This is a genomic window from Allobosea sp. 2RAB26 (genome assembly GCF_052115465.1).
GTDB lineage: Bacteria > Pseudomonadota > Alphaproteobacteria > Rhizobiales > Beijerinckiaceae > Allobosea.
Genome location: NZ_JBFRGS010000008.1, coordinates 128,717 through 142,521 on the forward strand (window position 1 = coordinate 128,717; position 13,805 = coordinate 142,521).

Annotated in this window: 10 protein-coding genes; 4 read left to right on the forward strand and 6 right to left on the reverse strand. The window is 64.6% G+C overall.

Features of this window, described 5'->3' with window-relative positions; all coding sequences use genetic code 11:
• The first annotated feature begins 107 nt into the window (after positions 1-107).
• The 3 genes from AB4118_RS17425 to AB4118_RS17435 all read left to right on the forward strand — a co-directional run bounded on the left by AB4118_RS17425 (position 108) and on the right by AB4118_RS17435 (position 5,345).
• Positions 108-1,763, forward strand: coding sequence for an FAD-binding dehydrogenase (locus AB4118_RS17425; protein WP_441490917.1), 1,656 nt, complete (start codon positions 108-110; stop codon positions 1,761-1,763).
• 225 nt (positions 1,764-1,988) lie between these two features.
• A complete protein-coding gene (aspT, locus tag AB4118_RS17430; protein WP_441490918.1) occupies positions 1,989-3,674 on the forward strand; it encodes an aspartate-alanine antiporter in 1,686 nt (561 codons plus the stop codon).
• An 18-nt stretch (positions 3,675-3,692) separates the two neighbouring features.
• Positions 3,693-5,345 (forward strand): bifunctional aspartate transaminase/aspartate 4-decarboxylase, encoded by a 1,653-nt coding sequence (locus AB4118_RS17435; protein ID WP_441490919.1) that lies wholly within the window; start codon positions 3,693-3,695, stop codon positions 5,343-5,345.
• Between the two features lie 268 nt (positions 5,346-5,613).
• On the opposite strand, the gene AB4118_RS17440 is transcribed toward AB4118_RS17435, so the two are convergent.
• Entirely contained in the window at positions 5,614-6,168 is a 555-nt protein-coding gene (locus AB4118_RS17440) for a hypothetical protein (RefSeq protein ID WP_441490920.1), read from the reverse strand.
• Between the two features lie 176 nt (positions 6,169-6,344).
• On the reverse strand, positions 6,345-8,018 hold the full coding sequence (gene ilvD / locus AB4118_RS17445; RefSeq protein ID WP_441490921.1) for a dihydroxy-acid dehydratase: 1,674 nt from the start codon (positions 8,016-8,018) through the stop codon (positions 6,345-6,347).
• A 120-nt stretch (positions 8,019-8,138) separates the two neighbouring features.
• Between ilvD and AB4118_RS17450 the strand changes: the two genes are divergently transcribed.
• Positions 8,139-9,032 carry a LysR family transcriptional regulator gene (locus AB4118_RS17450; RefSeq protein WP_441490922.1) on the forward strand — a complete coding sequence of 298 codons (894 nt, stop codon included), beginning with the start codon at positions 8,139-8,141 and terminating at the stop codon, positions 9,030-9,032.
• 228 nt (positions 9,033-9,260) lie between these two features.
• Here the strand turns inward: AB4118_RS17450 and glpX are convergent, their stop codons facing one another.
• The 4 genes from glpX to AB4118_RS17470 all read right to left on the reverse strand — a co-directional run bounded on the left by glpX (position 9,261) and on the right by AB4118_RS17470 (position 13,726).
• Positions 9,261-10,256: a class II fructose-bisphosphatase gene (gene glpX / locus AB4118_RS17455; protein WP_069881040.1), complete on the reverse strand. Its 996-nt coding sequence runs from the start codon at positions 10,254-10,256 to the stop codon at positions 9,261-9,263.
• 63 nt (positions 10,257-10,319) lie between these two features.
• Positions 10,320-11,666 carry a homoserine dehydrogenase gene (locus AB4118_RS17460; RefSeq protein WP_441490923.1) on the reverse strand — a complete coding sequence of 449 codons (1,347 nt, stop codon included), beginning with the start codon at positions 11,664-11,666 and terminating at the stop codon, positions 10,320-10,322.
• 330 nt (positions 11,667-11,996) lie between these two features.
• Positions 11,997-12,428 (reverse strand): hypothetical protein, encoded by a 432-nt coding sequence (locus AB4118_RS17465; RefSeq protein WP_441490924.1) that lies wholly within the window; start codon positions 12,426-12,428, stop codon positions 11,997-11,999.
• A 77-nt stretch (positions 12,429-12,505) separates the two neighbouring features.
• A complete protein-coding gene (locus tag AB4118_RS17470; protein ID WP_441490925.1) occupies positions 12,506-13,726 on the reverse strand; it encodes an LL-diaminopimelate aminotransferase in 1,221 nt (406 codons plus the stop codon).
• Positions 13,727-13,805: the final 79 nt, after the last annotated feature.

Genomic DNA, 13,805 nt, shown 5'->3' on the forward strand with positions numbered 1-13,805 from the left:
GTTCGCGCAGCCCGGGCCATTCGTCAACCGGGGCCGGGCCGCCTTGTCGCCGCAGACGGTGTCGCCATAGTGGTTGCGGGGGAAATGGCCTGGCGAAGGGGCTGATCATGCCGCTCGATGCAGATGTCATCGTCATAGGGGCAGGCCTCGCCGGCCTCGTCGCCACGGCAGAGCTTGCCGATGCCGGGCGCAGGGTCATCCTGCTCGACCAGGAGCCGGAACAGTCGCTCGGCGGGCAGGCCTTCTGGTCCTTTGGCGGGCTCTTCCTGGTCGATTCGCCGGAGCAGCGCCGGTTGCGGATCCACGACTCACGTGAGCTTGCACTGCAGGATTGGTTCGGCTCGGCCGGCTTCGATCGCGACGAGGACGAGTGGCCGCGGCGCTGGGCAAAAGCCTATGTCGATTTCGCAGCCGGCGAGAAGCGCAGCTGGCTGCACCGCCAGGGCATCCGCTGGTTTCCCATCGTCGGCTGGGCCGAGCGCGGCGGCTATCTCGCAACCGGGCATGGCAATTCGGTGCCGCGTTTCCACGTCACCTGGGGCACCGGCCCCGGTCTGCTCGAACCCTTCCTTCGACGCGTGCGCGAGGCTGCGGCAAGCGGGCTGGCTTCGCTGCGCTTCCGCCATCGCGTCACCGGGCTGACGAAGAGTGCAGGCGCGATCGACGGCGTCGAGGGCGAAATCCTGGAGACGAGCGGGGTCAGACGCGGAGAGGCGAGTTCCCGCGGCATGGTGGGCCAGTTCACGCTGAAGGCCCAGGCCGTGATCGTCTGTTCGGGTGGCATCGGCGGCAATCATGACCTCGTGCGGCGACACTGGCCTGCGCGACTGGGTACGCCGCCGAAGCGCCTGCTGTCGGGCGTACCGGAGCATGTCGACGGCAAGATGCTCGGGGTCACCGAAGCGGCCGGCGCGCGCCTGATCAATGGCGACCGGATGTGGCACTATGTCGAGGGCATCCGGAACTGGAGCCCGGTCTGGCCGAAGCACGGCATCCGCATCTTGCCCGGCCCCTCCCCGTTCTGGTTCGACGCGCGTGGCAACCGACTGCCTGTGCCGCTCTTTCCCGGCTTCGACACGCTCGGAACGCTCGAGCACATCATGAAGACCGGCTTCGACTATTCCTGGTTCGTGCTCGACCGGAGCATCATCGCCAAGGAATTCGCGCTTTCCGGTTCGGAGCAGAATCCCGACCTTACCGGCAAGAGCTGGCGCAAGGTGATCGAGCGCGCCACTGCCGGCATTCCGGGTCCGGTTCAGGCGTTCATGGACAAGGGCGAGGATTTCATCGTCGAGGCGGAGTTTTCGCGCCTCGTCGCGCGCATGAATGCCCTGACGGGCGACAACCTGATCGACGAGGCGCGTCTTCGCGCCGAGATCGAAGCACGCGACCGCGAGGCCAACAGCGCCTTCGGCAAGGACCTGCAGCTGACGGCTCTGCGCGGCGCACGCGCCTATATCGGCGACCGGTTGATCCGAACCGCAAGGCCGCACCGGATCCTCGATCCACGGCACGGCCCGTTGATTGCTGTGCGCCTCAACATCCTGACGCGCAAATCGCTGGGCGGGCTTTTGACCGACCTGTCTTCGCGCGTGCTCGGAGACGATGGATCGCCTCTAGCCGGCCTCTATGCGGCTGGCGAAGCGGCCGGGTTCGGCGGTGGCGGACTACACGGCTATCGTGCACTCGAAGGAACCTTCCTTGGCGGCTGCCTGTTCTCGGGCAGGATTGCCGGACAGGAAGCAGCGCGCGCGGTTCGCTGAGTAGCGCCGGCGACCTCGCCCTGAGCGACATGAGACAGCAGCGTCCCGGCCAAATTTAGAGAAAAGCGAGAAGAACAGCGACATTCCTCGCTTTTTAGACATGTCGTTCCGCAAATATAGGGCAGATGCAGGGCCCTCATGCCGTTCCGGCACTTTTAGCTTGCAACCGTAGCCGAAGCTGCGAAGTTCCTCGGCGGAAGACTTTGTCGATACCAAGGAGGCTCCGTGTCCTGGGTTCACTCTGTCCTGAACCAATCCCCCGAGATCGCACTCTTCTTGTCGCTGGCGATCGGATACTGGATCGGCAAGTTCCAGTTCGGGAAATTCCAGCTCGGCGGTGTCGCCGGCTCTCTGCTTGTGGCGGTCGTGATCAGCCAGGTCGGCGTCTCCATCGACAACGGCATCAAATCGGTCCTCTTCGCCCTGTTCATCTACGCGGTCGGTTTCGAAAGCGGGCCGCAATTCTTCCGCTCGCTCGGCCGCCAATCGATCCGCGAGATCGTCATGGCGGCGGTCCTCGCCCTCAGCGGCCTAGCGACCGTCGTCGTGCTGGCGCGGGTGATGGGGCTGGATAAGGGCCTCGCAGCCGGCATTGCGGCCGGTGGCCTGACCCAGTCGGCCATCATCGGCACCGCGAGCGCCGCCATCGGAAAGCTCGGCCTCGCAGCGGAAGAGGTGCAGCGCCTGCAAGGCAATGTCGCGGTCGGCTACGCCGTCACCTATATCTTCGGCTCGTTCGGCGCGATCATCGTCTGCGTCAACGTCCTGCCCTGGCTGATGGGACGGACCATCCGCGACGACGCGATCAAGGCCGAGACCGAGCTTCTGGCCGGCGCCAAGATCTATGGAGCCGGCGAACATGCCGCCGCTCCCGATCTCGTCGGACGGATCTTCCGCATCGAGGCCGGAGCCGGCAAGACCGTCGAAGACCTGGAGGCGAGCGCCCCGTCCCCCGTCAGCATCGAACGCGTCAAGCGCGGCGGCGCCCTGATTGCGGTGCAGCCTTCATTGCCGCTGACGGCCGGCGACATCGTCCTCGTCATCGGCCGACGGGTCGGCGTCGTCGGGCTGGCTCCCAAGCTGGGGCCCGAGCTGCAATCCTCGGAAGGCATGGATGTCATCGTCGTCACGCGCGACGTCGCGATCACCAATCCCGATTTCGTGCGCAAGACAGTCGCCGAAATCAATGCGGCCACCGCGGGGCAGCTCCGCCACGGCATCTATGTCATCGAGGTCAAGCGGGCCGGCAAGCCGATAGTCCTGAAGGGCGACACGATGATCGAGCCTGGCGACGTCGTCACTCTCTATGGCACGTCGGACGATGTGCAGCGCATGGCACGGATCGTCGGCAGCATCATCCTGCCCAGCGACAAGACGGATTTCGTCTTCCACGGCTTCGGCCTCGTCGTCGGCCTGCTGATCGGTCTTCTGGTCGTTCGCATCGGCTCGATCCCGCTGACGCTCGGCAGCGGCGGCGGCGCCCTGCTCTCCGGCCTCGCCTTCGGTTGGTATCGCAGTCGCAACCTGACGGTCGGCAACATGCCGACGCCGGCCTCGACCCTGCTGCGGGATCTCGGCCTCGCCGGGTTCGTCGCGGTCGTCGGGCTGCAATCGGGCCTGCAGGCGGTCAGCACGGTCCTACAAAGCGGCGTCTCGATCTTCATCGCCGGGGTCATCGTGACGATCCTGCCGCTGATCATCACCATGCTGGTTGGCCGCTACATCCTTCGCTACGACAACACGGCCATTTTCGCCGGTGCCCTTTCCGGCTCGCGCAGCGCCAATCCCGCCTTTGGCGAGGTGCTCGACAAGGCCGGCAACTCCATACCGACCACGCCCTTCGCCATCACCTACGCGCTGGCGAACGTGTTCCTCACCCTGCTAGGTCCCCTCGTCGTCGCCTTTGCCTGAACCAGCCGGAGACGCCCCATGACCATCGACTATTCGCAATATGCCAAGCTGAGCCCCTTCGAGCTGAAGGACGAGCTGATCAAGCTCGCCTCCAGCAGGGAAAACCGGCTGATGCTGAATGCCGGGCGCGGCAATCCGAACTTCCTGGCGACGCTGCCGCGACGGGCCTTCTTCCGCCTCGGTCTGTTCGCCGTCGCAGAAGCGGAACTCAGCTATTCCTACATGCAGAACGGCGTCGGCGGGTTGCCCAAGATCGCGGGCATCGAGGGCCGCTTCGAGCGCTTCACGGCCGAGCATCGCGATCAGCAGGGCGTCGTCTTCCTCGGGCGCGCGCTGAGCTATGTCCGCGACCAGCTCGGTCTTTCAGCCTCGGATTTCCTGCATGAGATGGTCGAAGGCATCCTGGGCAGCAATTACCCCGTGCCGCCGCGGATGCTGAAGGTCAGCGAGGACATCGTCCGGCAATACATCGTCAAGGAGATGATCGGCGGCTTCCTGCCGGCGGCGAGCATCGATCTCTTTGCCGTCGAAGGCGGAACCGCCGCGATGACCTATATCTTCAACACGCTGAAGCAGAACGGCCTGCTCAAGCGCGGCGACAAGGTCGCCATCGGCCTGCCCGTGTTCACACCCTATATCGAGATCCCGGAACTCGACGAATACGGGCTGGAAGAAGTCGCGATCAACGCCGACCCCAAGCAGGACTGGCAATACCCGGACAAGGAGCTCGAGAAGCTCAAGGACCCGGCGATCAAGGTGTTCTTCTGCGTCAACCCGAGCAACCCGCCTTCCGTCAAGATGGACGACCGTAGCCTGGATACGGTCGCGCGCATCGTTCGGGATCACCGGCCCGACCTCACCATCCTCACCGACGATGTCTATGGGACCTTCGCCGATAATTTCCGCTCGCTCTTTGCGATCTGCCCGCAGAACACCATGCTGGTCTACTCGTTCTCGAAATATTTCGGTGCGACCGGCTGGCGGCTCGGCGTGATCGCGACGCACAAGCAGAACATCTTCGACGATCAGCTCGCAGCCTTGCCAGAGTCCACCAAGGTCGCGCTCGACAAGCGCTATGGCTCGCTGCTTCCCGATGTGCGTTCGTTCAAGTTCATCGATCGGCTCGTCGCCGACAGCCGCACCGTTGCACTCAACCACACGGCCGGCCTGTCGACGCCGCAGCAGGTGCAGATGGTGCTGTTCTCGCTCTTCGCGCTGATGGACGAGGGCGATAACTACAAGACCGAACTCAAGACGCTGATCAGGCGGCGCGAAGCGGCGCTCTACCGCGAGCTCGGGCTTCCGCCTGAAACCGGGCCGAATGCCGTCGACTACTACACCTTGCTCGATCTCGAAGACATCGCGCGCAAGCTGCACGGCCTCGAATTCGCGGCCTGGGTGAAGGATCGCGCGAGCGCCGGCGACCTTCTCTTCCGCATCGCCGACGAGACCGGCATCGTGCTCCTGCCCGGTCGCGGTTTCGGCACGCAGCAACCGGCAGGTCGCGTCTCGCTCGCCAATCTGAACGAGTTCGAATACGCCCGGATCGGCCACGCCTTGCTTGGCATGGCCGACGAATTCTATGCGGAGTTCAAGAAGAAGGGCGGCGGGAAACCAGCCAAGGCCAAGGATTCAGCCGCGAAGAAGCCAGGCAAGAAGAAGAAATCCTGAACCCGATCGCACGCTAAATCATCGGACCGGATATCGTATCCGGTCCGATGATCTAACCTTCTGCGTTTGCATAGGCTTTCCCGAAAACCGCAATCCACTTTTCGGGCCGATGCTTTAGGCCATAGGCCGCATCATCTCTCACCGCAACGTTCGGTTTTGGATGATGCGGCCGGATGGGTCCGGATAAATTCCGTGATGTTTTCCTGTTCGGGAACGCCGATCGGAGACGGGGCCTCACGGCGAACCGCAGCGCCAGCCGAGTCAGCGATCAAGGGCCGATCACGGTTCCCCGGGCCCGGCCACCGGAGACGCGGCAGGAGCAGCCCGTGCCGACCAATCCCGCGTCGATCAGCGCGCAGGTCCTGACCGGCGTCGCGCAATAGCCGCCGACATCGCTCGAGACGGGTGTGGAATAGGCAGGGTAGCTATAGGAGTAAGCATAAGGAGACTCGTACGGATACGAATAGTCGTATCCGTAATACGGGTAGGCAGCCGAGGCCGCGATCGCCGTGCCGGCAACGAGACCGGCCGCGCCCCAGCCATAGCCGTAACGGGAGTAACCCCAGCCGCGACGCCAGCCCCAGTAGTTTCCTGCCCGCATATAGGGTCGGTTCCAGCCGCCTCTCCAGCCGACGCCGCGATATCCGTACCCTCCAGGCCGGAACCCGACGCCCCGCCCGTACCAACCGCCGGCGCGCATGCCACCATGCCAGCCGCCGCCATGGAAGCCCCCTCCGCCGTATCGTCCCTGGGCGGATGCATCGTCGACAGCGACAGTGACAAGGGGAAGGACTGAAGCCGCAAGAAGTAGGATGTGGCGCATGGCACGCTCCCGCGACGGAACACACCACAATCATAGCGCGAAGGAGGTGGCCGGGGATCCCTCGGACGGCACACGTTTCAGCGATTGCACGAATACGCGGCGAGCAGGCTGAATGAAGAATGGCCGGGACGAGCCCGGCCATCATCAAAGGCGTTCCTTCGGAACCTCCTTCGGAATTATCCCGTCACCGCACCCTCGCTGGCGGAGCGTGCGAGCGCCGAATATTTTGCCAGCACGCCGCGCTTGTAGCGGGGCTCCGGCTGCGTCCAGGCAGACCGCCGGCGTTCGATCTCGGCCGCGTCGACATCGAGCTGCAGGAGCAGCTTGTGAGCGTCGATCGTGATCTGGTCGCCTTCGTGGACGAGCGCGATCGTGCCGCCCTCGAACGCCTCGGGCGTGACGTGGCCCACGACCATGCCCCAGGTGCCGCCGGAGAAGCGGCCATCCGTGATCAGGCCGACGCTGTCGCCGAGGCCACGGCCGATGATCGCCGAGGTCGGAGCCAGCATCTCAGGCATGCCCGGCCCGCCCTTCGGCCCGAGATAGCGCAGGACCACAACGTCGCCGGGGCGGATCTTGTCGGAAAGGATCGCCTCCATCGCCGATTGTTCGTCCTCGAACACCCGAGCAGGACCGCTGATGACGGGGCTCTTCAGACCCGAGATCTTGGCAACCGCTCCGCCCTCCGCGAGATTGCCCCTGAGGATGGCGAGGTGGCCTTCCTTGTAGAGCGCCCCGCTGATCGGGCGGATCACCTCCTGCGAGGCCCGCGGCACATCCGGCACATCGGCCAGCTCTTCCGCCATGGTGCGCCCGGTGATGGTCAGGCAATCGCCATGCAGGAGCCCGGCGGTGAGCAGGACTTTCAGCACCTGCGGGACACCGCCGGCCTGATGCAGATCGACAGCCATGTATTTGCCGGAGGGCTTGAGGTCGCAGATCACCGGAACCTTGCGGCGAACGCGCTCGAAATCGTCCAGCGTCCACTCCACCTCGGCGGCGTGGGCGATCGCCAGATAATGCAGCACGGCATTGGTCGAACCGCCGGTCGCCATGATCAGCGCGACCGCGTTCTCGATCGACTTGCGGGTGACGATATCGCGCGGCTTGATGCCCTTCTTCACCGCCTCGACCAGAACGCGGGCCGATTCAGCGGTGCTGTCGACCTTCTCCTGATCGGGATTGGCCATGTTGGAGGAGTAGAGCAGCGACATGCCGAGCGCTTCGAACGAAGAGCTCATCGTGTTTGCGGTATACATTCCGCCGCAGGAACCGGTCGTCGGGCAGGCGTTGCGCTCGATCCCGTCAAAGTCCTCCTGGCTCATCTTGCCGGCCATGAAGGCACCGACCGCCTCGAAGGCCGAGACGATCGACAGATCCTCACCCTTCCATTTTCCCGGCTTGATGGTGCCGCCATAGACATAGATCGCCGGCGCATTGGCACGCAGAATGCCGATCATGCCGCCCGGCATGTTCTTGTCGCAGCCGCCGAGGACGAGCACGCCGTCCATCCACTGGCCCTGCACCGAGGTTTCGACGCAATCGGCAATGACCTCGCGGGAGACCAGGGAGTATTTCATGCCCTCGGTGCCCATCGACATTCCGTCCGAGATCGTCGGCGTGCCGAAGACCTGCGGATTGCCGCCGGCTGCCTTGATCGCTGCGATCGCGGCGTCCGCCAGCGGCTGCAGGCCGGCATTGCACGGCGTGATCGTCGAATGCCCGTTGGCGATGCCGATCATCGGCTTGTCGAAATCGGCCTTCTCGTAACCCAGCGCGTAATACATCGCGCGGTTCGGCGAGCGGGCGATGCCCTGGGTGATATTCTTGGAACGTTCGTTGAAGGGCATGGGCGTGTGCTCCCGGTCGGCGGCAGTCAGAGGTGACGAGGCAGTTTTAGAGCCACTCCAATCTAATGAGAAATATACTTTTCTATCGCCATTAGGTCGCAGGGCATATTAGAGGATCCCATGGACCTCCGTCAGCTCCGCCATTTCCTCTCCGTCGCAGAAGAGCTGCATTTCGGCCGGGCTGCCGAGCGCCTGGGCATGACGCAACCGCCCCTGAGCCAGTCGATCCAGGCCCTGGAGAGTGAATTGGGCGTGCAACTCTTCTTGCGGACGAAGCGCAGCGTCGCCCTGACGCCCGTCGGCCAGGAATGGCTTGCTCACGCACGTGCCGTTCTCGACAAGGCCGCGGGGTTGCCGGAAACGGCCCGCCGCCTCTCGCGCGGCGAACTTGGCAGCCTGCGCCTCGCTTTCGTCAGCACGGCCGATTACAGCGTGCTTCCCGGGATGGTCAGCCGGTTCCGGCAGAGTTTTCCTCATGTCGCGGTCTCGCTGCGCGAGGCAACCAGCGACATCCAGATCGAGGCGGTGCTGACCGACGAGATCGACGTCGGCATGATCATCGCCCCCGACCGCAAGGCCCTGCAGGCCACGCTCAATTATCGCCCGCTCCTGCGCGAGCCCTTGGTCGCCGCTGTTCCCGAGGCCTGGATCGCGGCCCGCCGCCCGGGTTTCACGGCCGAGACCTTGCGCGTCGAGGCGATCATGGCCGCGCCGCTCATCCTGTTTCCGCGCCATATCGCGCCTGCATTCCACGACATCGTGTCGGGCTACTTCGCCGAGCATGGCGCGCCCCTTGCCGTCCATCAGGAGGCGATCCAGATGCAGACGATCATCGGGCTCGTCGCCGCCGGCATGGGAATCGCGCTGGTGCCGCAATCCATGACCAACCTGCGCCGGCGCGGGGCGCATTACCTGCCTCTGCAGGATTCCGCTCCGGAGATCGAAACCGGCCTGGTCTGGCGCGCCGCCAACACCTCGCCGACGCTGCAGCGCTTCCTCGAGATCGCGTCCTAAGGCATTGGCCTGAAAAGTGGATTGCGGTTTTCGGGAAAGCCGATGCAGCCACAGAATGCTGGATCATCGGGCCGGATACGATATCTGGCCCGATGGTCCAGCCGCCGTTCCTGCAAGGATGAGCCTGCTCCCGGGGCGCGGCTAGGCTGCTCCCCGAACAGCAACGGCCGGGACATGCCCGGCCGTCGTTCGAAATCCTGTCCTGGCGGGGCGCTCGGCCTCGCCGTCTCAATCGAGCTTGAACTTGCCGAATTCGCGGTGCTCGCCATAGATGCGGCGGACGGTGCCGGTGATCGAGCGGTAGACGATGGTCTCGGTCTCGATCACGTCCTTGCCGAACTTCACGCCTGACAGCATGCCGCCGTCGGTGACGCCGGTGGCAGACACGATGACGTCGCCCGAAGCCATTTCCGACATGTCATATTTCTTGTTCGGATCGAGGACGCCCATGCCATGGGCGCGCTTGCGCTTCTCCTCGGTGTCGAGGATCAGGCGGCCCTGCATCTGGCCGCCGACGCAGCGCAGCGCAGCCGCCGCCAGCACGCCCTCGGGCGCGCCGCCAATGCCCATATAGATGTCGATGCCGGTCTTGGCAGGCTCGGTGCAGAAGATCACGCCGGCGACGTCGCCATCGGTGATCAGGCGGATAGACGCACCGGTCTTGCGGATCTCCTCGATCAGCTTGGCATGGCGCGGACGGTCCATGACCAGTGCGCTGATCTCATGCGGCTTCACGCCCTTGGCCTTGGCGAGCGCATGGATGTTGTCGGTCGGCGACGCGTCGAGATCGATGACGCCCTGCGCATAGCCGGGGCCGATCGCGATCTTGTCCATGTAGACGTCGGGCGCATACAGCAGCTTGCCGGCTTCAGCCATGGCCATGACGGCGATGGCGCCGGGCATGTCCTTGGCGCAAAGCGTCGTGCCTTCGAGCGGATCGACGGCGATGTGGACCTTGGGCCCGTGCCGGTTGCCGACCTTCTCGCCGATGAAGAGCATCGGGGCTTCGTCGCGCTCGCCCTCGCCGATGACGATCTCGCCATCGATGGGCAGGCGGTTGAGCTCGCGGCGCATGGCATCGACCGCTGCCTGGTCGGCTGCCTTCTCATTGCCATGGCCGCGCAGGCGCGCTGCGGAGACCGCTGCACGCTCGGTGACGCGGACCAGTTCCATCGACAGATAGCGCTCGATGATATGGGATGAGGCGATGGTGAGTTCGGACATGAGGCTCCCTCGAACTATTCAGCAGTCGGCAATCGGCAGGTCGGACACGCAGGCGCCGAAGGCCTATTCCCGTTCAATCCTTATCACCTGCGGCGGTTCAGCAATGTGACCGTCGGCGGTGACCTTTTCGAGCGCGTCGCGGATCGCCGACTCGCTGGTGGCGTAGGTGATGAGTACGACCGGCACCGGCGCTCCGGAACGCCCCGTCGGGTCCCGGGTGGCGGCGGCCTCCGAACGATGCTGGACGATGCTCTCGAGCGAGATATCGGCCTGCGCCATGCGGGTGGCGATGGCCGCGGCGGCACCCGGCCGATCCGCAACCGCGAGGCGGATGTAATAGCCGCCCTCATGACGCTGCATCGGCGTGCGCGCCGGCTGCTCGAGCCGCGAGACCGGAAGGCCGAAGGGCAAGCCCGAGGTGCCGCTCGCGACATCGGTGATATCGGCGACGACGGCAGACGCCGTGGGATCGCCACCGGCACCGGGACCGACCAGGGTCAGTTCACGGACCGCGTCGGCATCGATCGTCACCGCATTGGTAACGCCCATGACCTGCGCGATGGCGGAGGATTTCGGCACCATCGTCGGGTGCACGCGCTGTTCGATTCCGGTGCGAGTGCGCTCGGCGACACCGAGCAGCTTGATGCGGTAGCCGAGCTCGTCGGCCATCTTCAGATCGAGCGGCGCGATCGAGGAAATGCCTTCGACATGAATCGCTTCGGCGTCGATCTTCACCCCGAATGCGAGGCTGGTCAGAATGGCGAGCTTATGGGCTGTGTCGTAACCCTCGACATCGAAGGTCGGGTCGGCCTCGGCATAACCGAGACGCTGGGCATCCTTGAGGCAGGCCTCGAAGGTCAGCCCCTCCAGCTCCATGCGCGAGAGGATGTAATTGCAGGTGCCGTTGAGGATGCCATAGAGCCGCGAAACACTGTTCCCGGAGAGCGCCTCGCGCAGCGTCTTGACCACCGGAATACCGCCGGCGGAGGAGGCTTCGAACGCAAGCGCCACGCCCTTCTCTTCAGCCAGCGCGGCAAGCGCGACGCCGTGATGCGCAAGCAGCGCCTTGTTCGCCGTCACCACCGATTTGCCGGAGGACAGAGCGGCCTCGACCGCAGCCTTGGCGACGCCGTCCGAACCGCCGACGAGTTCGACGAAGCAATCGATCTGCGACGAGCGCGCCAGCTCGACCGGATCGTCGAACCAGGTGTAGCCGGTGAGATCGATGCCGCGATCACGGGTTCGGTCGCGGGCCGAAACGGCCGTCACACGCACGGCGCGGCCGCAGCGGGCCGCAATGGCGTTTTCCTGGCGGTTGAGGATGCGCAGCACCGAAGCGCCGACCGTGCCAAGGCCGGCGACACCAACGCGCAAGGGAGCAGGACCGGGTGAGGAAGCGAGCGTCGTCATGTCGTCGGGGTCGCACGCGACAACGGGCGAGTCAACGGAGCGGATGCGCGGTTCGGTACGAAGCCTGGCGCGACGCGCGCAGTTTCTCAGCTCAGGAACGGGAAGCGATCAAGGCCTCACGGCGGACACAACATGTGCGCTGATTCGCCCTTCGAGCTTGTCGGTCGATGCCATGGCGCGCTCCTGTAAGACAGGACGTTCGATCTGGGGCTGGATCGAGCCGCAGCCGGTCATTCAGCGCGTATCCAGGCTGAAGAACCGTACGCTGGAGCGCGTGACTGCGAAACGGATATCAAACGGCTGGAGGCTGGTGCGGGCTTGGGTCGCTGGTCAGTCGAACCGGCAGACGACCTCGGCTGCGAGCCGTTTCAGCTTGCCATCGGCAAAGGTCAGATGCAGCCGCAGCAGCTGATTGCCGAAGGCCGTGGTCTTGATGGTGTGCAGCGCTTCCAGCGTCGGTCCGGTCCAGGTCGTCGCGTTCTCGACTACGGGGCGCCAGAACCAGGCGGCAGGCGGCACAATGCTGATCGTGCCCAGGCGCTGTTCGGCTTCGGCCTGTTCCAGCCCCAGGGGGAAATAGCGCGCGGCAATCTCCGTCGCGTCCCGGCCGCATTCGTTGGAGCGAGTCGCGGTGAGAATATCGGACACCAGCTGCGAGTTCGTCTGCGTGTTGCGTCCGCGCGAGTAATCATAGGTGACGACGAGGCAGACCAGCGCGAACAGGCCAAAACCGATGCCGATCAAACGGCCTTTGCTGAACATGCCGAGCCCCTGCCCTCAACTGCAAGACCGATGGCGGCGCGTCTGCGCCGGCCATCGCGCACTCGTCTTAGCTCAGCTTACCCAGCTTTGGATATCTGGATGACGTTGTGAAGCGTTTGATCCGCGCCCTTGAGGAAGCGGCCGATATTCCGGGCCGCCTGCCGGATGCGCTGCTCGTTCTCGACGATGGCGATGCGGACGAAATCGTCGCCATGTTCGCCAAAGCCAATGCCGGGCGCGACGGCGACCTCCGCCTTCTCGATCAGCAGCTTCGAGAACTCGAGCGATCCGAGATGGCGGAACTTCTCCGGGATCGCCACCCAGGCGAACATCGAGGCCTGCGGTGCGGGGAAGTCCCAGCCGGCCTTGCCGAAGCTTTCGACAAGCGCGTCGCGCCGCTTGCGATAGATCTCGCGCATTTCGCGGATGCAATCGTCCGGGCCATTTAGGGCGGCGGCTGCGGCAACCTGGATCGGCGTATAAGCGCCGTAGTCGAGATAGGACTTGACCCGCGCCAGCGCCGCGAGCAGGCGCTCGTTGCCGACGGCAAAGCCCATGCGCCAGCCGGCCATCGAGAAGGTCTTCGACATCGACGTGAACTCGACCGTGACGTCCATGGCGCCCGGCACCTGCAACATCGAGGGCGGCGGGTCGTTCTCGTCGAAATAGACCTCGGCATAGGCGAGATCGGACAGCAGAATCAGCTCGTGCTTCTTCGCGAAGGCGACGAGGTCGCGGTAGAAATCGAGCGAGGCGGTATAGGCGGTCGGGTTCGCCGGATAGCAGGTCACGAGTGCGATCGGCTTCGGCACCGAGTGGATCATCGCCCGCTCCAAGGCGGGGAAGAAGGCCGGAGTCGGCTCTGCGGGAACGGAGCGGATGACACCGCCTGCCATCAGGAAGCCGAAGGCATGAATCGGATAGCTCGGATTCGGCACGAGCACGACGTCGCCGGGGCCGGTGATCGCCTGCGCCATATTGGCGAAGCCTTCCTTCGAGCCCAGTGTCGCGACCACCTGGGTGTCGGGGTTCAGCTTCACGCCAAAACGGCGCGCGTAATAATGCGCCTGGGCGCGGCGCAGGCCGGCAATGCCCTTGGAAGCGGAGTAACGGTCCGTGCGCGGCTTGCCGGCGGTTTCGACCAGCTTCTCGATGACATGCTTCGGCGCCGGCAGATCGGGATTGCCCATGCCGAGGTCGATGATATCGACGCCCTTGGCTCGTTCGGCCGCCTTGATCTTGTTGACCTGTTCGAAAACATAGGGCGGCAGGCGTTTGATGCGATGAAAATCGGTCATTTCGAACATGTCCCTGGACGCGCCGCGAGAACCGGCTCGTCACAATTGTGCGTTGACTGCCCTTAGCATCGCATCTTCG

Bases quoted from the DNA above. Each gene is read 5' to 3' on its own strand.
- AB4118_RS17425 (WP_441490917.1), top strand. From the start codon at position 108: ATGCCGCTCGATGCAGATGTCATCGTCATAGGGGCAGGCCTCGCCGGC.
- AB4118_RS17435 (WP_441490919.1), top strand. From the start codon at position 3,693: ATGACCATCGACTATTCGCAATATGCCAAGCTGAGCCCCTTCGAGCTG.
- AB4118_RS17440 (WP_441490920.1), bottom strand. From the start codon at position 6,168: ATGCGCCACATCCTACTTCTTGCGGCTTCAGTCCTTCCCCTTGTCACT.
- ilvD (WP_441490921.1), bottom strand. From the start codon at position 8,018: ATGCCCTTCAACGAACGTTCCAAGAATATCACCCAGGGCATCGCCCGC.
- AB4118_RS17450 (WP_441490922.1), top strand. From the start codon at position 8,139: ATGGACCTCCGTCAGCTCCGCCATTTCCTCTCCGTCGCAGAAGAGCTG.
- glpX (WP_069881040.1), bottom strand. From the start codon at position 10,256: ATGTCCGAACTCACCATCGCCTCATCCCATATCATCGAGCGCTATCTG.
- AB4118_RS17460 (WP_441490923.1), bottom strand. From the start codon at position 11,666: ATGACGACGCTCGCTTCCTCACCCGGTCCTGCTCCCTTGCGCGTTGGT.
- AB4118_RS17465 (WP_441490924.1), bottom strand. From the start codon at position 12,428: ATGTTCAGCAAAGGCCGTTTGATCGGCATCGGTTTTGGCCTGTTCGCG.
- AB4118_RS17470 (WP_441490925.1), bottom strand. From the start codon at position 13,726: ATGACCGATTTTCATCGCATCAAACGCCTGCCGCCCTATGTTTTCGAA.